Annotated in this window: 11 protein-coding genes; 6 read left to right on the forward strand and 5 right to left on the reverse strand. The window is 67.9% G+C overall.

All coding sequences use genetic code 11. The features are described from left to right. Positions 1 to 23 precede the first annotated feature (23 nt). The 3 genes from NS355_RS01895 to NS355_RS01905 form a co-directional block, all read right to left on the reverse strand. The gene (locus NS355_RS01895) at positions 24 to 1,139 is read right to left on the reverse strand and encodes a glycoside hydrolase family 43 protein (RefSeq protein WP_209445004.1); all 1,116 of its coding nucleotides are present in this window, start codon (positions 1,137 to 1,139) and stop codon (positions 24 to 26) included. Between the two features lie 119 nt (positions 1,140 to 1,258). Further along, positions 1,259 to 2,335, reverse strand: a complete 1,077-nt coding sequence (gene mgrA, locus NS355_RS01900; protein ID WP_058744108.1) for an L-glyceraldehyde 3-phosphate reductase — start codon at positions 2,333 to 2,335, stop codon at positions 1,259 to 1,261. A gap of 64 nt (positions 2,336 to 2,399) precedes the next feature. Continuing rightward, the gene (locus NS355_RS01905; protein ID WP_244489518.1) at positions 2,400 to 5,552 is read right to left on the reverse strand and encodes a helicase-related protein; all 3,153 of its coding nucleotides are present in this window, start codon (positions 5,550 to 5,552) and stop codon (positions 2,400 to 2,402) included. A 231-nt stretch (positions 5,553 to 5,783) separates the two neighbouring features. Here NS355_RS01905 and NS355_RS01910 point away from each other — a divergent pair, with 231 nt between their 5' ends. Together NS355_RS01910 and NS355_RS01915 are read left to right on the forward strand one after the other, a co-directional pair. Continuing rightward, positions 5,784 to 6,587, forward strand: a complete 804-nt coding sequence (locus NS355_RS01910) for an SDR family NAD(P)-dependent oxidoreductase (protein WP_058744283.1) — start codon at positions 5,784 to 5,786, stop codon at positions 6,585 to 6,587. A gap of 67 nt (positions 6,588 to 6,654) precedes the next feature. Continuing rightward, positions 6,655 to 7,509 carry a glycoside hydrolase family 16 protein gene (locus NS355_RS01915; protein WP_084787434.1) on the forward strand — a complete coding sequence of 285 codons (855 nt, stop codon included), beginning with the start codon at positions 6,655 to 6,657 and terminating at the stop codon, positions 7,507 to 7,509. A 132-nt stretch (positions 7,510 to 7,641) separates the two neighbouring features. Here NS355_RS01915 and mgtE read toward each other — a convergent pair whose 3' ends face one another. After that, the gene (mgtE, locus tag NS355_RS01920) at positions 7,642 to 9,000 is read right to left on the reverse strand and encodes a magnesium transporter (RefSeq protein WP_058744111.1); all 1,359 of its coding nucleotides are present in this window, start codon (positions 8,998 to 9,000) and stop codon (positions 7,642 to 7,644) included. Between the two features lie 276 nt (positions 9,001 to 9,276). Here mgtE and NS355_RS01925 point away from each other — a divergent pair, with 276 nt between their 5' ends. The 4 genes from NS355_RS01925 to NS355_RS01940 all read left to right on the forward strand — a co-directional run bounded on the left by NS355_RS01925 (position 9,277) and on the right by NS355_RS01940 (position 16,386). Beyond that, a complete protein-coding gene (locus NS355_RS01925) occupies positions 9,277 to 12,426 on the forward strand; it encodes an autotransporter outer membrane beta-barrel domain-containing protein (protein ID WP_058744112.1) in 3,150 nt (1,049 codons plus the stop codon). Positions 12,427 to 12,566: 140 nt separating this feature from the next. Continuing rightward, complete coding sequence (locus NS355_RS01930; RefSeq protein ID WP_058744113.1) at positions 12,567 to 13,061, forward strand: RNA polymerase sigma factor; 495 nt, start codon at positions 12,567 to 12,569, stop codon at positions 13,059 to 13,061. Next, positions 13,058 to 13,999 (forward strand): FecR family protein, encoded by a 942-nt coding sequence (locus NS355_RS01935; protein WP_058744114.1) that lies wholly within the window; start codon positions 13,058 to 13,060, stop codon positions 13,997 to 13,999. The genes NS355_RS01930 and NS355_RS01935 overlap by 4 nt, the downstream gene beginning before the upstream one ends. 17 nt (positions 14,000 to 14,016) lie before the next feature. Further along, positions 14,017 to 16,386 (forward strand): TonB-dependent receptor domain-containing protein, encoded by a 2,370-nt coding sequence (locus NS355_RS01940; protein ID WP_058744115.1) that lies wholly within the window; start codon positions 14,017 to 14,019, stop codon positions 16,384 to 16,386. Here NS355_RS01940 and NS355_RS01945 read toward each other — a convergent pair whose 3' ends face one another. Further along, positions 16,387 to 17,625, reverse strand: a complete 1,239-nt coding sequence (locus tag NS355_RS01945; RefSeq protein ID WP_058744284.1) for an SGNH/GDSL hydrolase family protein — start codon at positions 17,623 to 17,625, stop codon at positions 16,387 to 16,389. Between the last annotated feature and the right edge of the window lie 40 nt (positions 17,626 to 17,665).

The raw sequence follows: 17,665 nt of genomic DNA on the forward strand, positions 1-17,665 counted from the left end.
CATGGTCGGGCGCATCTTCGTGTTCAACGCGCGGCGAAATATCGCTCCAGCCGGGTGGCCTCGGCCGGACTGATCGCGACGACCGCGCCATGTTTGGGGCGAGTGAAGTTGGTCGCCTTCATCGGTGATCCAGGCTCGTTGAAGCGACCGATATTCCGGTAGGTCACGAAGTCCGTGGTTTCAGAAAAACCCATATTGTTGGGGTTGATACCGAACACATCGTACATCAGGACATAGGTATTGGTGCCGTTGCGCCGCCACAGGGTCGGTGCCTCCGTCCCGACGGTTTCGGGATCGACCTTGCGCAGGTCCTTCGTCCAGCCGCTATTGATCCGCGACGACTCCGAATGGCGGATATTGCCCGGTGCCTGATGCGCGACATAGAACATGTGGTATTTGCCGCCGACCTTGGTGATGTCGGCGTCGATCACATTCACCTTGGGATCGGGATAGTCGAACAGCTTTTTCGGCTCTTCGGTCAGGGTGCTGAAGTCGTTGTCGGCATAGGAATAGACCAGATAGTTCGGCCCGTTGCCGTCGCGGGTGGTGAAATAGACCATCAGCCGTTTGCGCTGCGGATCGTAGATCGTCTCCGGCGCCCACATATTCCCGGCATCCCGATAGCGCGGGAACAGGGCCGATGGCGTGACCCGCGACCGTGACCAGTGGATCAGGTCGTAGGACTTCATGAAGATCATGTTGCGGTTGTTGCCCCAGCTATATTGCTCCTCGGGCCGCTCCCACTGGGTGTCGCGCAACCCTTCGCGCTTGGCGAAGATGTGAAGGTCGGTCATCGACATATAGAAGCCGCCATCGGGGCCGCGCATGATGTGGGGGTCGCGAATGCCTTTTTGCTCGGCAGCTTCCCGTCCGTCCATCACCGGCTTTCCGCCATTGACGTCGGTGAAGCTGTAGCCGTCGCGCGATGTCGCGAAATGGAGCGAATGATCCTCGTCGGTGAAGAACGTCATCAGATAGGCGGTCCGCGCATCGCGCGGGGCGGGTGGCTTGGGCAGGCTGTCCTTCGCCACGATCTCCAGGTGGCGCGGGGACGTGGCCGGCGCCTGCCCAGTGCCATGAAACGCCGTGGTCGCCAAAAGGGCGCCGATGGCGGCGCAACTGCGGATGAATGTCTTCATGAACCTCTCCCTTTTTTGAGGGAGGCTAATTCAACTGTCGGACAAATACCAGCTCTTGCCTGCGATAAAATATGTCGGAACGGGCGGTGCAGCGGCGGCCGCCCGTCCTCATACTGCTATCAGTGCGCTATGCCCTGGGCTGCGGGTAGCTCGGCAATGTCGGAGGATTCGGCCCAGAGATTGATGCCCCCATCCTGCGCCGCCTTGTCGATCGCCGCCAGTTCGTCGGCTGTGAAATCAAGCCGCGCCACCGCATCGAGCGAGTCGTCCAGCTGCTCGACCGTCCGCGCGCCGATCAGTGCGGAGGTGACGCGCGGATCTCGCAACACCCAGGCGATCGCCATCTGTGCCAGCGTCTGCCCGCGCGTTCGGGCAATGTCGTTCAGCTGCCGGATAACGGCCAGATTTTGCTCGGTCAGCAGCGACTGCGACAGCGAACCACCCCGGCTGGCGCGCGCATCCTGCGGAACGCCGTTCAGATATTTGCCCGTGAGCATGCCCTGCGCGAGCGGCGAGAAGGCGATGCAGCCCGTGCCCAGCTCTTCCAATGCGGCCAAAAGCTCAGGTTCGATCCAGCGGTTCAGGATCGAATAGCTCGGCTGGTGGATGAAGAGCGGGACCTTCTCCTCCGCTAAAATCGCCGCCGCGCGCCGGGTCAGTCCCGCATCGTAGGAAGAAATGCCGACATAGAGGGCCTTGCCCTGGCGATGAAGCTGGACCAGCGCGCCCATCGTTTCTTCCAGCGGTGTCGTGGGGTCGACACGGTGCGAATAGAAGATGTCGACATAATCGACGCCCATCCGCTTCAGGCTCTGGTCGCAACTGGCGATCAGATACTTCTTGGACGAACCGATATCGCCATAGGGCCCCGGCCACATGTCCCATCCCGCCTTGGTCGACAGGATCATTTCGTCGCGGTGGCGCGCGAAATCGCTCGCCATCACCCGCCCGAAATTCTCTTCCGCCGAACCGAAGGGCGGGCCGTAATTGTTCGCAAGGTCGAAATGGGTGACGCCCCGGTCGAAGGCACGGCGCAGGATCGCGCGACCCGTCTCGAAAACATCCGTCCCGCCGAAATTCTGCCACAGCCCCAGGCTGATCGCGGGCAGCTTCAGCCCGCTGCGTCCGGTCCGGCGATAAGGCATCCGGCCGTCATAGCGCGCAGGGTCGGCCGTATAGGGTTCGGGGAAAGCCATGGCGAAAATCCTCTCTGTTCGGGGCGGCTCTACGCCGCGCGGGCGTCGCCGCCAATGGCATGGGTCAAGCCAGCAGTTCGTCCAGCCGCGCCAGCCGATTGGCGGGACTGTTGTGCCGCTCCTTCAGGAGATGGCGACCGTCCTTTTCCTCCAGCCCCTCTATACCGCCGAGATCGGGGTCCTGGCCGTGCGGGGTCAGGGCGATGGCGGCGGGCCCCGCATCGATCCGCGCGATCGATCGCGTCCTCATCCGCTCGCGCAGCCGGGCGAGCGACACCAGCGTGGCGGCTTCCTCCGGCAACTCGCCGAACCGATCCTCCAGCTCCGCCTCGAACGCATCGAGAGCGGCATCGTCGCGCAGCCGCCCCAGCCGGGCGTAGAGCGAGATGCGCAGGTCTTCATCGGGAATCCACGCCTCGGGCAGGCGACCTTCCACCCCGATGCGAAGCTCGGGCGTCCAGCGTTCGACCGTCTCGCCGCGTGCGGTGCGCAGCGCATCCTCCAGCAATTGCTGGTACAGCTCGACCCCGATCAGGCGCATATGACCGGCCTGGGTATCGCCCAGCAGATCGCCCGCGCCGCGCATGTCGAGGTCGCGGGCGCTGATCGCGAATCCTGCGCCCAGCCTGTCGAATGCCTCCAGCGTGCGAAGCCGCTTCAGGGTACGCGGCGCGATGGCGTCCTCGCCCTTGGCGAACAGCAGCACCTGCCCCCGTCGATGCCCGCGCCCCACGCGTCCGCGCAACTGATGCAATTGGGCCAGGCCGAAACGGTCGGCATGGACGATCGCCATGGTGTTGGCACGCGGCACGTCCAATCCCGCCTCGATGATGTTGGTCGCCAGCAGGACATCGCCTTCGCCCCGGCCGAAGCGGACCATGACGTCGTCGATCTCCGCGGCGGGCAGCTTGCCATGCGCCTGCATCACCTCCAGCTCGGGCACGATCCGGGCGAGCTTTTCGGCGAGTGGCGCCATGTCGGCGATGCGGGGCACTACGACGAAGCTCTGCCCGCCACGCGATCGCTCGCGCAGCAGTGCCGCGCGCAGTGTTTCGGGGGAGAAGGTGGAGACGGCGGTGCGGATCGGCTGTCGCCGCGCGGGCGGGGTGGCGATCATCGACAGCTGACGCAGGCCCACCAGCGCGGCCTGAAGGGTGCGCGGAATCGGCGTGGCGGACAGGGTCAGCACATGCCCCGACGACAGCGCCTGAAGCCGGGCCTTGTCGGCGGCACCGAAACGCTGTTCCTCGTCGACGATGACCAGCGCCAGGTCCTTATAGGTCACGCCCTTGCCCGCCACCGCGCCGGTGCCGATGACGATCCGGATACTGCCATCGGCCAGTCCGGCCTTGACCTTCCGTTTCTCGGCGGCGGTGGACAGGCGGGAGAGACCGGCGACCGCTATGCCTGCTTCCTCGAATCGCGTTGCGAAGCTGTCGAGATGCTGTCGGGCCAGCACGGTCGTCGGCGCGGCCACCACCACCTGTTTCCCGGCGAGCGCGGCGACGGCGGCGGCGCGCAGTGCGACCTCGGTCTTGCCGAAGCCGACATCGCCGACGACCAGCCGGTCCATCGGGCGACCCGAGGCAAGATCGGCGCGGACCGCCTCGATGGCGGCCAACTGGTCCGGCGTCTCGCTATAGGGAAAGCCCGCCGCGAACCGTTCGTAATCGGCAACCGGAGGATCGAGCACGGGGGCATGACGCTCGGCACGCTCTGCGGCCATGGCGGTCAGCTGGCGCGCGGTCGTGGCGATCGCCTCGTCGATCCCGCGCCGTCGTTCGTGCCAGCTCTTGCCGTCCAGCGTGTCGAGGCGGACCGCGTCGTCCTCGCCGCCATAGCGCCACAGCCGGTCGGCCTCGGCGACGGGGACCAGTCGGGTCGCACCGCGTGCATATTCCAGCTTGATCGCGTCGCCCGACACCCCGTCCTGCCCGTCGATCGTCTCCAGCCCGACGACGGTGGCGATGCCGTGATCCTCATGGATGACGGTGTCGCCAACCCGGATTTCGGCCGTCTGGATCAAGGACAGGTCGACATGCGGCGCAGCCCCATCCTCGCGCTCGGCGCGGCTGCCGAGCAGATCGGCGGCGCTGACCGCGAGAATGTCGTCACGCGCGAAGCCGCGTTGAGCCGGTGCCACAAGCGTCAGGAGCGATCCGGCCTTGGCGTCCGATATGGCCTGCCAGCTTTCGACACGCCTGGCGGTCTTGCGCAGGACATTGTCTACCCGCTTGCCCAGAAAGCGCAGGTCGCGTTCGCTGCCGATCAGGACGACGCGCGTGCCCTCCTTCATCACCGTGCGCGCGGTGGCGGCGAAGTCGCGCAGGGGCGAGCGGCTTTCGACGAAGCGCGGCGGGGGCTCGGCGATCCGGGGGATCTCAGAGGTTTGCCGCTGATCGAGCGCCTTCTTCCAGTGACGCTCGTCGATCATGTCGCGGGCGGCGCGCTTCGAGCCGCGCTTGGCGACATCGGCGCTCAGCAGCAACAGGCGACGGCGACGTTCATCGGCGGCGGGCTCGATGATGACGCAGGCACCCGGCAGATGGTCGAGCAGGCTGGTCGGTGCCTCGCCAAGCGGTGGTTCGGCCACGCGGCCCAGCTCGCGGCGTTGGATTTCGCCGGTGCTGCGCTGGTCGGCGGGGTCGTAGGATCGGATCGCGATGATCCGGCCTTCCGCGACCTCGATGCGCAAAGGCTGTTCGGCATCGGCGGGAAACAGGTCGAGCACATGGCCGCGCAGCGCGACCTCGCCGGGTTCGTCCACCCGCTCGTCGGCGATATAGCCCAGGTCGAGCAGCATCGCGTGCAGGTCCGCCAGATCGCACGGATCGTCGATGGCGACGCAGGGCGGCTCGGCCGCAAAGGTTTCGGGCGACGGCAGCGCGCGGGCCAGCGCTTCGCCGGAGGTGATCAGGGCGATGCGGCTCCGGTCCTTCATCGCCAACGCCGTTTGCGCCCGATGCAGCGCCGACACGCGCTGCCCCACATTGGCAGGCGAGGCGGGGGCGTCGTCGCCCGGGAGCGCGTCGGAACCGGGGCAGAACAATATGGTCGCGTCGGGCACCATGGCCTCCAGCATGCGCGTCACGCCCATGGCACGGGTCTCGTCCGTGACGGCCAGGATGATGTCGGACCGGTTGAGGATGTCCGCCGCACCGGCCGCCAGTTCGGCGATGCCGGGCAGCGGCACCGGGCCGTCTCCGGATGGTGGCATGGTGGCGATCTCGGCTTGGGACAACATGCGCAACGACCGGCACTCCAACAAATAGGGCGGGGCTTTTCGAACGGGCGGGGAGGGTGGCCGTTCCACCGAAGATCAAAGACTTATCGCCGCCCATTGGCGGAACCCTATCGAGGCTCGGCACTTCAAGGCCGGGACGGTTGATCCGTATCGATGATCGACATCAGCACGCGCCGCCGGTCGCAATGTCCAAGGAGAATGACGATGGATTTGGGTATCAAGGGGCGCATCGCGCTCATCAGCGGCGCGGACTCCGGCATGGGCAAGGAAACCGCGCGCCTGTTGCTGGAGGCGGGCGTGCGCGTCGCGCTGACCGACAAGCCGGACGGGACGCTGGGCCAAGCCATCGAAGAATTGTCCCCACTGGGCGAGGTGATCGCGGTCGCGGGCGACGTCACCCGGGTCGAAGAGGTGCGGTCCGTCTGGGCGGAGGTGCGCGAACGGCTGGGCGACCCCGATATCTATGTGAACGCAGCAGGCGTGACTGGAGCGACGGGTGACTTTCTGGAGATCGACGACAAGGGCTGGCAGGAGACGATCGATATCGACCTGATGGGCGCGGTGCGCATGTGCCGCGAGGCGATCCCGGCGATGCGCGCCAAGGGCTGGGGCCGGATCGTGCTGTTCGCCTCCGAGGATGCGGTGCAGCCCTATATTGACGAACTGCCCTATTGCGCGGCGAAGGCGGGTATCCTCAGCCTCGCCAAGGGGCTGTCCAAGGCGTACGGCCCCGACAATGTGCTGGTGAACACCGTCTCGCCCGCCTTTATCGCCACGCCGATGACCGACAAGATGATGGAGAAGCGCGCCGAGGAGAAGGGCGTGAGCTTCGACGAGGCGATCAAGACGTTCCTGGACGAGGAACGCCCCGGCATGGTGCTGAAGCGGCGCGGTCGTCCCGAAGAGGTCGCTGCCGCCGTCGCCTTCCTGGTGTCGGAGCGGGCGAGCTTTATCAACGGGGCGGGGATCCGTGTCGACTCGGGTTCGGTCTTCACCATCGCGGGCTGATCCGGCGCGACTTGGCGTCGCTTCGTAGATCGGCCTATACCCTCTCCAAAGTTGAGAGGGGATGGCAATGAAAAGAATGGCTTGGTGGCTGGCGGGCGTGACGTTGCTGGCCACCGGGGCTTCCGCCCAGCAGGTCGAGGCTCCGTCGCTCGGTGCGACCAACTATGCCTATGACGGCGCGATGGCCGCACCGGCTACGCGGCCGAGTTTCGGCGACGAGTTCGACGGCGCGATCGACAAACGGCGCTGGCGCTGGGACACAGGCCAGAACAAGACGGGCTGGCCCAATCACGAACTGCAATATTATGCCGGTCCCGACCGGACCAACGCCCGGATCGAGAAGGGTGCTTTGGTCATCGAAGCGCGGGCGGAGGCGCTGCGCGACGAGCCGGATTGGGGCGGCCAGCGCTACAGCTCAGCCAAGCTGGTGGCGAAACAGACGCTGGGCTACGGCTTCTACGAAGTGCGCGCGCAGCTACCCTGCGGGCGGGGCATGTGGCCCGCCATCTGGCTGTTGCCGATGGACGGATCGCGCTGGCCCGACGGCGGCGAGATCGACATCATGGAGATGGTCGGCTTCAACCCGAACGTGATCCATGCCACGGTTCACTCTGCGGCCTTCAACCATCGCCTGAAGACCCAGCGTGGCGCCGAGGTGCGCGTGGCGGGGGCGTGCACGGGCTATCACCGCTATCAGCTGGATTGGACGCCCGAGACGATCACGATCGGTGTCGACGGGCGGGCCTATATGCGGGTGAAGAACGACCAGCCGGGCGGGGCGGCGGCCTGGCCGTTTACGCGGCCCTATTCGCTGATCCTCAACCTGGCGGTCGGGGGCGATTGGGGCGGGCAGAAGGGCGTGGACGACGCCGCGCTGCCCCAGGCGATGAAGGTGGATTATGTGCGCTATTGGAAGCGGTAGCCCTGTTCCTCCCCGGCACGGGGAGGGGGACCAGCGAAGCTGGTGGAGGGGGAGCGCCACATGGAACAATGTTTGTGGAAGCTCCCCTCCGTCATCGCTGCGCGATGCCACCTCCCCGTGCCGGTGAGGATCTCAAAGCAAGGTCCCCGACAGGATGGCGAGCGCGATGGTGAAGTAGATCACCAGCCCGGTCACATCGACCAGCGTCGCGACGAAGGGCGCTGAGGCGCTGGCCGGGTCGAAGCCCATGCGTTGCAGCAGGAAGGGCAGCATCGACCCGGCCAGCGAGCCGAAGGTCACGATGCCGACCAGCCCGGTGCCGACCGTGGTTGCCACCAGCACCCAATGCGGACCGTAATCGTAAAAGCCGAGCGTCTGCCAAAGCGCGATCCGCGCCATGCCCAACAGCCCCAGGATCGCCCCCAGCGTCATACCCGCCGGAAGCTCGCGCAGCGCCACCCGCCACCAGTCCCGCAGGCGGACTTGGCCTAATGCCAGCGCACGGATGATCAGCGAAGTCGCCTGGCTGCCGCTATTGCCGCCCGAGCTCATGATCAGCGGAATGAACAGGGTCAGCACGACCGCACGCTCCAGCTCGCTTTCGAAATGCTGCATGGCGCTGGCGGTCAGCATCTCGGAGAAGAACAGGATGCTGAGCCACCCGGCGCGCTTGCGGATCATCGCGAGGAAGCCGGTTTCCAGATAGGGGCCGTCCAGCGCCTCGACGCCGCCGAACTTCTGCGTATCCTCGGTATGCGCGGCGACCAGCGCGTCGAGCACGTCGTCGACCGTGACGATGCCCATCGGGCGGCCCTGTTCGTCGACGACGGGCAGCGCCAACAGGTCATGGCGGCGGATCAGATGCGCCACCTCCTCGCGGTCGGTGCTCGGCGCGACGGTGATCGGGTCGTGCCCCCGAGCCAGGTCGATCGCGCGCGAGGTCGGCTCGGCGGCGATCAGCTGGCGCAGCGAGACGGTGGCGACCAGTCGCCCCTGCGGCTCGAGAAGGAAGACGGAATAGACGGTCTCGCGGCTGCGCTCGACGGTGCGGATATGCGCCAGCACGTCGGCGACGGTCGCGTCGGCGGAGGAGGCGACATATTCGGTCGTCATCATGCCGCCCGCGCTGTCGGGGGGCCAGCGCAGCAGCGTATCGATCGACGCGACGACGGGAGCGGGCAGCTCGGCACGGATCGCGAGGGCGTCATCCTCGTCCATGTCGGTCAGCACGTCGGCGGCGCGGTCCTCCGCCATCTGCGACACCAGGGCGGCGGCGCGCGCAGGGGTCAAATGCGCCAGGATATCGGCGGCCGAGCGCAGTTCGGGGCTGTCGAGCACGGCGACGGCACGCGCGTCGGGCATTTGCGTCAGCGCATCGGCCGCTTCCTCGACGGAAAGAGACTGCAGCGTATCGACGAGATCGGCGATGGACAGGCCGCGCCGGGAGGAACGGAAACCGGCGGCGACACCGGCAAGCAGATCGTTGACCATTTCAAACCTTTCGTCCGCACGACCCGGGGCGGACGAAAGCCAGTTGCGAAACTAGCGGACGACCCCGAGACGTGCGGCGCTACTGGAACTGTCGCTGGACATGTTCTCGCTTTCTGGAACGACGCGGGGGCTCCCACGCCTGAGCCGCCCTCTGATCCTCAAGGCTGCAATCGTCAACACCTGTAGCGAACCTGACGAAATTTTAATGCGGGCGCCAAGGATTCGGCCCGGCGGCTCCGTCTGGAGAGGCAAAGGCACATAAAGGGGACCTTATTCGTGCATCGCCTGCTCTTCGCCTCGACCGCCACGCTCGCGCTGGCGGCGGGGACGGCCGCTTCCGCCCAGACCGTGATCGACACCAAGCGGACGACACCGGTCCGCACCGCCACCGTCAATAACGGGGCCGCCGCCGATATCAGCATCGTCGCGGCAGGCAGCGTGGTGACGACCGGCAGCGGGACCGCCGTCACGCTCGACAGCAACAACAAGATCAGCAACGCGGGGACGATCCAGACGACCGACGCCAATGAAGCGGTCGGCATCGGCGCGGCGGCGGGTGTGAAGGGCGATATCGCGAACACCGGCAAGATCATCATCGACGAGACCTATACCCCGGTCGATATCGACAAGGACGGCGACCTGGACGGCCCCTTTGCGCAAGGGGCGCGGCGGACCGGCATCCGTACGGCAGGGGCCTTTAACGGCAATATCACCAATGGCGGCGAAATCACCATCAAGGGCAACGATTCGGCGGGCATCGCGCTGACCGGCCCGCTGACCGGCAATCTGGCCCAGTCGGGAAAGATCAACGTACTGGGCGACCGTTCGGTCGGCGTTCGCACGGGGGCCGTGTCGGGCAATGTCACGATCGGCGGATCGATCGTCGCCATCGGCGAGGGTGCGGTCGGCGCGCGGATCGACGGCGACATCGGCGGCGCGCTGAATATCGAGGGCGGGATCGGTTCGACGGGCTATCGTTATACGACGCCGCCGGCCGATGTGTCGAAGCTCGACCCCGATGACCTGCTCCAGGGCGGATCGGCGCTGATCGTGGGCGGCAATGTCGCGGGCGGCATCACGCTGGGCAATGCGACGGGCAAGGCCGCGGACCTCGTCACCAACGGGGCCGCGCCGACGATGCAGATCGGATCGGCGACCCGCGCGGTCATGATCGGCGCGACCGGTGGCGCGACGCCCGCACCGGGATTGGTCGTCAATGGCCGCATCACCGCGGCCGGGGTCTATAGCGGCGTGCGTTCGACCGCCCTGGCGATCGGCGGGCTGGGCGGCAATGTCCAGATCGCGCAAGGCGTCGCCGTCGGCGGCACGGTGCAGGCGACCGCCAACGGCGCGGAGGCGACCGCGATCCGCTTCGGTGCTGGGGCCTCGACGCCCGAGTTGCGCAATGGCGGCACCATCTCGGCGACCGGCGGCGGTACGTCGGGCACGCTGACGACCGGCGTCCTGATCGAGTCAGGCGCTTCACTGCCGACCATCCGCAACACCGGGTCGATCCGGGCGGCGTCCGCATCGGCCAATGCGAGCGCGATCCTCGACCGTACCGGCGGCCTGACGCTGGTCGAGAATGCGGGCATCATCGCGGGCGCGGGCGCGGACAGTTCGCGTAGCGTCGCGATCGATCTGTCGGCGAACACCAGCGGCGCGGTCGTGCGCCAGATCGCGCCCGCCAACGGAGCCGCCGCGCCCAGCATCACCGGTGCGATCCGCTTCGGCAGCGGCGACGACCGGCTTCAGATCGGCGCGGGATCGGTCAGCGGCGATGTCAGCTTCGGCACCGGCACCAACCGGCTTGAGATGAGCGGCACCGGCACCTATGCGGGCACCGCGACCTTCGGCACCGGGGCGGACACGCTGACCATCGGCGACACCGCGCGCTTCAACGGCGTGGCGGATTTCGCGGGGCGGGGACAGGACCTGCTGGCGATCACCGGCAAGGGCGTCTTTGCCGGGCGGCTTGCCAACGCATCGCACGTCGCGGTGACCGTCGCGAACGGCGGCGGCACCTTTGCAGCGAACGGCGTGACCAACATCGCCTCGCTCAGCCTGGGCGACCAGTCGATCTTGAGCGTCGCGCTCGACAAGGCGAACCCGACCGCCAACCTGATCCAGGTCGGCGGCGCGACGACGATCGGGGCGAACAGCCAGCTTGCCTTGCGCGTATCGGGCGGGACCGACGTGACCGGCCGCTATGTCGTGCTGCGCTCGGGCACGCTGACCGGCGCGAACAACCTGACGCTCGCCCCCTCGGCCATGCCCTTCCTGTACAAGGGCGCGATCGTCGCGGCCCAGCCAAACGAGATCGCGGTCGAGGTCAGCCGCAAGGCCAAGACCGAACTCGGGCTCAGCAACGCAGGCGTCAGCGCCTTCGACGCGATCGACGCCGCGATCGGCCGCGATGCCAAGCTGTCCGACGCGATCCGGGGTATCTATGACGGCGCGGCCTTCCGGGGCGCGGTCGAACAGATGCTGCCCAACTATACCGGCAGCGTGTTCGAGGGTGTGACGCTGGCCTCGCGCGCGGCGGCAGCGCAGCTTCGCGAACCGGCGGGCGAGTTCAGCGAAGAAGGCCAATGGGGCTATTGGCTGACCCCGCTCGGCTGGGACGCGTCGAAGGGCACGCGGTCGACCCGCAGCTATGACGTGCGCGGCTGGGGCGTCAGCGGCGGTATCGAGCGCAAGACCGATGCGGGCAATTTCGGCGCCTCGCTTTCGTACATGAGCGGTCGCGCCAATGAAGGAACGGCGGTCAGCCGCGTCAACCACAGCCAATATGAGCTGGCCGGTTTCTGGCGTGCCCGCTGGGGTGCGTTGGCGGCGCAGGCGCGCGGCTCTGCGGCCTTCCTGTCCTTCGACTCGCAGCGCCAGTTCGACGGCGTGATCGGCACCGAGGCGGTTCAGCGCCGCGCGACCGGCGACTGGAAGGGCATGCTCTATTCCGGCTCGGGCTCGGTCTCGTGGGAACATTGGGTCGGCCAGTTCAACGTACGCCCCATCCTGGCGGTCGACTATTACCGGCTGAACGAAGACGCCTATCGCGAGATGGGCGGCGGCACCGGCTATGACCTGACGGTGCGCAAGCGGACCAGCGACGAACTGGCGCTGACCGCCAGTGTCGCGGCGGGCATCAATTTCGGCGGCAACGATCGCTACTCGCAATGGAGCCGCCTGGAGGTCGAGGGCGGTCGGCGCGAGCGGATCGCCGGGGCTTTGGGCCGGACGGTCGCCAGCTTCGGCGACGGCACGCCCTTCATCCTCGATCCCGAGGCCCGCAACGGCGGCTGGATCGGGCGGGTGCGCGCGATCACCGGCACCAGCGAGATCCGCCTGAGCGGCGAGGTGAATGCCGAACAGCGGCTGGGCAATGTCGCGCTGTCGGCGCGCGCCGCCTTGCAATTCGCCTTCTGACAGGGTTCGTCCGCGTGCATCCCCCCTGTAGCGCGCGCGGACGACAGGAGCCCCACCTCGCGTTCCGGTGGGGCTCCTTTTCACGGGAGCCTGCTTCGTCTAAACGACGGCACTCCCACTCGATTTTGCCGGTTTCCACCATGCCGCCCACCGGGCTTGAGGCCGTTTTCCTTGCCAATCGTGACAAGCTCGTCCGTTTCCTGACGGTACGCGGGGCCGGCGATGCGGCGGAGGATCTGGTGCAGGATCTGTGGCTGAAGGTGGCGGCCCGGATAGACGGGCCGATCGGCAATCCGCTGGCCTATCTCTACCGCGCCGCCGACATGCTGATGATCGATCGGTATCGGGCGCGGCGGCAGGAGGAATTGCGCGAGCAGGATTGGGCGGAGGGTGAAGGTCCCGAGGCGTCCACCGGTGCCGAACGTGCGGTGGCGGCGCGCCAGACCGCCGAACGGGTCGCGGCCACGCTGGCCGACCTGGGGGAGCGCCCCGCCGCCGTCTTTCGCCGCGTCCGGGTCGACGGCATCCCCCAGCGTCAGGTGGCGGCCGAATGGGGGGTCAGTATCAGCACCGTCGAAAGCGATCTCCGTATGGCGGCCCATGCGCTGGCCGCGCTAAAGGAACGGATCGAATGAGCCAGGACCGTATTTCCCCCGCGCACGGCGTCGATACGGTCGCGCTCGACTGGGCGCTGCGCATGGCCGATCCGGCGAACGCCGATTGGGATGCCTTTACCGACTGGCTGGAAGCCGACTCCGGCCATGCCGAGCGTTACGACCGGGCGGCCGCGACCCTGTTGGAGGCCGAGGAGGCGCTGGCGGCGCAACCCGAGGCGGCGTCACCCATCGTGATCGAGCCGGAGCCTGTGCGGCGGTATCCGCTGCGCTGGATCGGCGGGGCCATGGCGGCGGCGCTGATCGGGGCGATCGGCGTGACCGCGTGGCAGGATCGGGCCCAGCCCTATGCGGTCGAGACGGCCGCCGGGGAAACCCGCCGTGTTCCGCTGTCGGACGGGAGCAGCGTCACCCTGGCAGGGCTGAGCCGGGTCGAACTGGACCGGGCCGAACCGCGCCGGGCAGTGCTGGCTCGCGGCGAGGCGCTCTTCCAGGTACGGCATGACGCACAGCACCCCTTTGCGGTCCAGGCCGGGCCGCTGGCCCTGATCGACCTGGGCACGGTGTTCGACGTCCGAATGGGCCGACAGACCCGTGTCGCCGTGGCCGAGGGGGCGGTGATGGTCGACCCCAAGGGGGCGGCACTCCGTCTCGACGCCGGGCAGGTCGTGGCGGTCGATGGCGACCGTCTTGTCCGTTCGACGGTGCAGCCGGAGGAGGTTGGCGGCTGGCGCGAGGGCAGGCTGGCCTTTGACGGTGCGCCGCTGAGCCTGGTCGCAGAGGATGTCTCGCGCTTCCTCTCCCGGCCGGTGACGGTCGCGCCCGCCATCGCTATGCGCCCCTTCCGGGGGACGATCGACCTGGACGCGGTCCGGCGCGATCCGGCGGTGCTGGGGCAGCTGATGGATGTGAATGTGCGGCGGGCGGCGACCGGCTGGATGCTGGAACCGCGCGAGTGAAATTTGTCGGGGGCGGGATGGGATGTCTGGTGGCGGCGGCGATGCCCGCGACCGCGGCCGACCGCGTTTCGCTCGACCTGCCCGCCGGAACCGTGGGGGCGCAGGTGATGGCGCTGGGTCGCGCGGCGGGCGCCAATATTGTGGTTCCCGATGCCGGGCTATGGCGTCGGCCGGTGCCGCCCTTGCGCGGGGCCTTGTCGGTCGAACAGGCGCTGGCCGCCATCGCGCGCGGCAGCGGCGCGCGGGTCGAGGCGCTGGGACCCGGAAGCTGGCGACTGACCCCGCGTCTTCGCTCGCCCGCGCCCAAGCCGAAACCGCGTCCCCAACCGCCAGCGGACGTGCAGGGCGAAGATGTCGTCGTCACCGCCAGCAAGCGCGACACGACCCGCGATCACTTTGCGGGGCAGGTGGTGCAGGTGGCCGGGGCCGATCTGGAACTGGGCGGCGCGGGCGGCACGTCGAAACTGGCCGACCGGATGACCGCCATCGCCTCCACCTATCTGGGGGCGGGACGCAACAAGCTGTTCATTCGGGGCATCGCCGATTCCAGCTTCACCGGCCCGACCCAGGCGACGGTCGGGCAATATTTCGGCGACCTGCGCCTCAGCTATAATGCGCCCGATCCCGATTTGCGGCTGGCCGATCTGGCGGCGGTCGAGGTGCTGGAGGGGCCGCAGGGCACCCTTTACGGCGCGGGATCGCTGGGCGGATTGATCCGGCTGGTGCCCAACGCGCCCGATCCGACGCGGTTCGGGGGTTCGGCGATGCTGGGCGGTTCGGCCACCACCAACGGCGCACCGGGCGCGGATGCGCAGGCGGTGCTGAACGTGCCCGTCATCGCCGACCGGCTGGCGATCCGGCTGGTCGCCGACAGCGCGAGCGAGGGGGGCTATATCGACAAGCCACTGCTCGGCCGTACCGACGTCAACCGCACCCGGATCGCGGGTGGGCGAGCGGCGGTGAAGGCGGATCTGGGTGGCGGCTGGAGCATCGAGGCGGTCGGGATCGGCCAGCGTATCCGCGGCGCCGACAGCCAATATGCCGATCGTAACGGCCCGCCGCTGACCCGCTCGGCCCCCGTCACCGAAGGTTTTTCCGCCGATTTCGGACAGGCGCAGATGATCCTGTCCGGCCGGGTGGGGCGGGTGCGCTTCCGATCCAGCAACGGCGTCACGGCACACGACCTGATGGAGCGCTATGACGCGACCCCGCCGGGCGGCCCCGTCCAATTGTTCGCTCAGGCCAATGCCACCCGGATGCAGGCCAACGAGACCCGCGCCTGGCATAGCGCGCCGAACGGATCGGGGTGGCTTGCGGGGTTCAGCTATGTTCACAACCGCACCCGCCTGACCCGGCTGTTCGGCGAGCCGGGCCAATTGTTGCCGCGCACCGGCGTCGTCAACACGGTGGAGGAGGCGACGCTCTATGGCGAGGCGAGCCTGCGATTGCTGCCGGGCCTGCTCACCACGGGCGGCCTGCGCGTCACCCGGTCCGTGCTGGACGGGGCGGGTGAGGATTTGCCGCTTGCTTTGTCGTTTCAAGCGCTGGCCAGGCTGCGTGAAGTCACCGCGCGGCGGGCACAGACGATCCTGCTGCCCTCCGCCTCGGCGCTGGTCGACCTGACACCCGGCGCGCAGCTTTTCCTACGCTATCAGCAGGGGTTCCGGCCCGGTGGCCTCACGATCGAGGGGCCGCTGGTGCGCCGGTTCCGCAACGACCGGGTGGCGACCATAGAGGCAGGCCTGCGGAGCGGGCAGCCGGGGCGGGACCGTTTCGACGGATCGCTGACATTGGCGCACACGGCATGGCGTGACATCCAGGCCGACTTCATCGACGCCACCGGCCTGCCCAGCACCGCCAATATCGGCGATGGCCAGCTCTGGACCATCGAGGCGCTGGCGGGCTTCCGCATCGCCTCAGGGCTGCGGGTGGAGGGTGCGGTTTCCTATAATGACAGCCGCATCGACGAGCCTTCGAGCGCGCAGGCCTTTGCCTTGATGGACGGGCAGGCCACCGACCGGGCGGCGATCCTTGCGCGATTAAGCCAGATCCCCAATATCGCGCGCTTCACCGGCCGGGCGGGGGCGGTCTATCGCCGGACATTGTCGGGCGGGCGGGACGTGCGGGTCGATGGCTGGCTACGCTATGTCGGACCGTCGCGACTGGGCGTCGGGCCGATCCTGGGCGAGCAGCAGGGCAGCTATCTGGACAGCGGCGTGACCGCGCGACTGGGGCTGGGCCGATACGGCGTGACGGCCGGGATCACCAACCTGGCCGATGTGCGCGGCAACCGCTTCGCCCTGGGCACGCCCTTTACGACAGGCCGCGATCAGGTGACGCCGCTGCGGCCGCGCACGCTTCGGATCGGACTGGACGCCGCCTTTTGATCAGCGGCGCGTGAACAGAGTCAGGGGGATGGCGTCCGCCATGGCGCGATAGCCCGCCATGCTGGGGTGCAGGTGATCGCCGGTGTCATAGGCGGGGAGCAGCCGGTCGGGCTTGGCCGGATCGCGCACCACCCGGTCGAAATCGACCACGCCGTCGAAAATGCCCGCCGTGCGGATGAAGCGGTTGATCGCCTGCCGGTCGGCCTCGGTTTCCGGGCCGGGGTGGTAATAGTCATTGCCCTGGAACGGCGTGATCGTGCCGACGATCAGCTTGATGCCATGGGCATGCGCACGCTCGGCCAGTTGGCGATAGGCCTGGATGATCCGGTGCACCATCGCCTGATGCGTGGCGGCGTCGACCGGCTTCTCGCGGGTCAGCACGCCCAGATCGTTGACACCCTCCAGCAGGATCGCATGGGTCACGCCCGGCCGCCCGATCACGTCGCGGTCGAAGCGCGCCATCAGATTGGGACCGAGCCCGTCGAGCAGCACGCGGTTGCCGCCGATCCCGGCATTGACGACTGAGAAAGTTCGCATCGCAGGCGAGGCGGCCAGCCGTCGCGCCAGATCGTCCGGCCAGCGGGTGTTGCTGTCATCGGTGATGCCATAGCCGTCGGTGATCGAGTCGCCGATCGTCACGACCGTCTGCTTCTGAGCCGCGTCGCGCACTTCGACATCCGACAGCGCCCACCATCCGCCGATGACCTGCGCATCGGGCAGGGCGTTCCGCGCCGTGGCATCGCCCGCCGTCAGGAAGGTCTTGGAGCGCGCGCCCGAATGGCCGGTCGGGGTGGTGACGGCCTCGGGGAAATACAGGCTGACCGCCACGTCGCGCCCCGCCTCGACCGGCAGCGCAATGGGATCGGAGTAGAGTTCGGCCCCCGGCGGCACGATTACGTCCGGCGTGCCGTCGAACCGCACCGGCAGGATCGCGGACACGTCCGAGCGGCCTGGCGTCGCCAGCCCGATGGTCGCCGCACCGATCTTCAGCGGGGTGGTGCCCGCGATGTTCGACAGACGCAGGCGGAGCGTCTTGCCGGTGGCGGTCAAATGGACGATCTGACGGATGGTGGCAGGTCCAGCCTTGGCGAGCTTGTCAGCGTTCGGCCCGTCGATCCGCATCTGCGACGATCCCCAGGCCGGCGTCCAGCGCGCGCCCTGCATGGGCGCGGCGGCGGTCATTGCCGCGGCCATCGCGATCAGCCCTGCGGCCCTGTAAAACTGGCTGAACGGCGTCATCCCCATCCTCTCTCTTTCGTCGATCCGCGCTTGCGGCTTC

This window comes from Sphingomonas yabuuchiae, from assembly GCF_001477495.1.
Taxonomy (GTDB): domain Bacteria; phylum Pseudomonadota; class Alphaproteobacteria; order Sphingomonadales; family Sphingomonadaceae; genus Sphingomonas; species Sphingomonas yabuuchiae_A.

What these genes read in the sequence shown, in the direction of transcription:
- NS355_RS01915 (WP_084787434.1), top strand. Translation starts at nt 6,655, where the DNA reads ATGAAAAGAATGGCTTGGTGGCTGGCGGGCGTGACGTTGCTGGCCACC.
- NS355_RS01905 (WP_244489518.1), bottom strand. Translation starts at nt 5,552, where the DNA reads ATGCCACCATCCGGAGACGGCCCGGTGCCGCTGCCCGGCATCGCCGAA.
- NS355_RS01945 (WP_058744284.1), bottom strand. Translation starts at nt 17,625, where the DNA reads ATGACGCCGTTCAGCCAGTTTTACAGGGCCGCAGGGCTGATCGCGATG.
- NS355_RS01935 (WP_058744114.1), top strand. Translation starts at nt 13,058, where the DNA reads ATGAGCCAGGACCGTATTTCCCCCGCGCACGGCGTCGATACGGTCGCG.
- NS355_RS01930 (WP_058744113.1), top strand. Translation starts at nt 12,567, where the DNA reads ATGCCGCCCACCGGGCTTGAGGCCGTTTTCCTTGCCAATCGTGACAAG.
- NS355_RS01895 (WP_209445004.1), bottom strand. Translation starts at nt 1,139, where the DNA reads ATGAAGACATTCATCCGCAGTTGCGCCGCCATCGGCGCCCTTTTGGCG.
- NS355_RS01940 (WP_058744115.1), top strand. Translation starts at nt 14,017, where the DNA reads ATGGGATGTCTGGTGGCGGCGGCGATGCCCGCGACCGCGGCCGACCGC.
- mgrA (WP_058744108.1), bottom strand. Translation starts at nt 2,335, where the DNA reads ATGGCTTTCCCCGAACCCTATACGGCCGACCCTGCGCGCTATGACGGC.
- NS355_RS01910 (WP_058744283.1), top strand. Translation starts at nt 5,784, where the DNA reads ATGGATTTGGGTATCAAGGGGCGCATCGCGCTCATCAGCGGCGCGGAC.
- mgtE (WP_058744111.1), bottom strand. Translation starts at nt 9,000, where the DNA reads ATGGTCAACGATCTGCTTGCCGGTGTCGCCGCCGGTTTCCGTTCCTCC.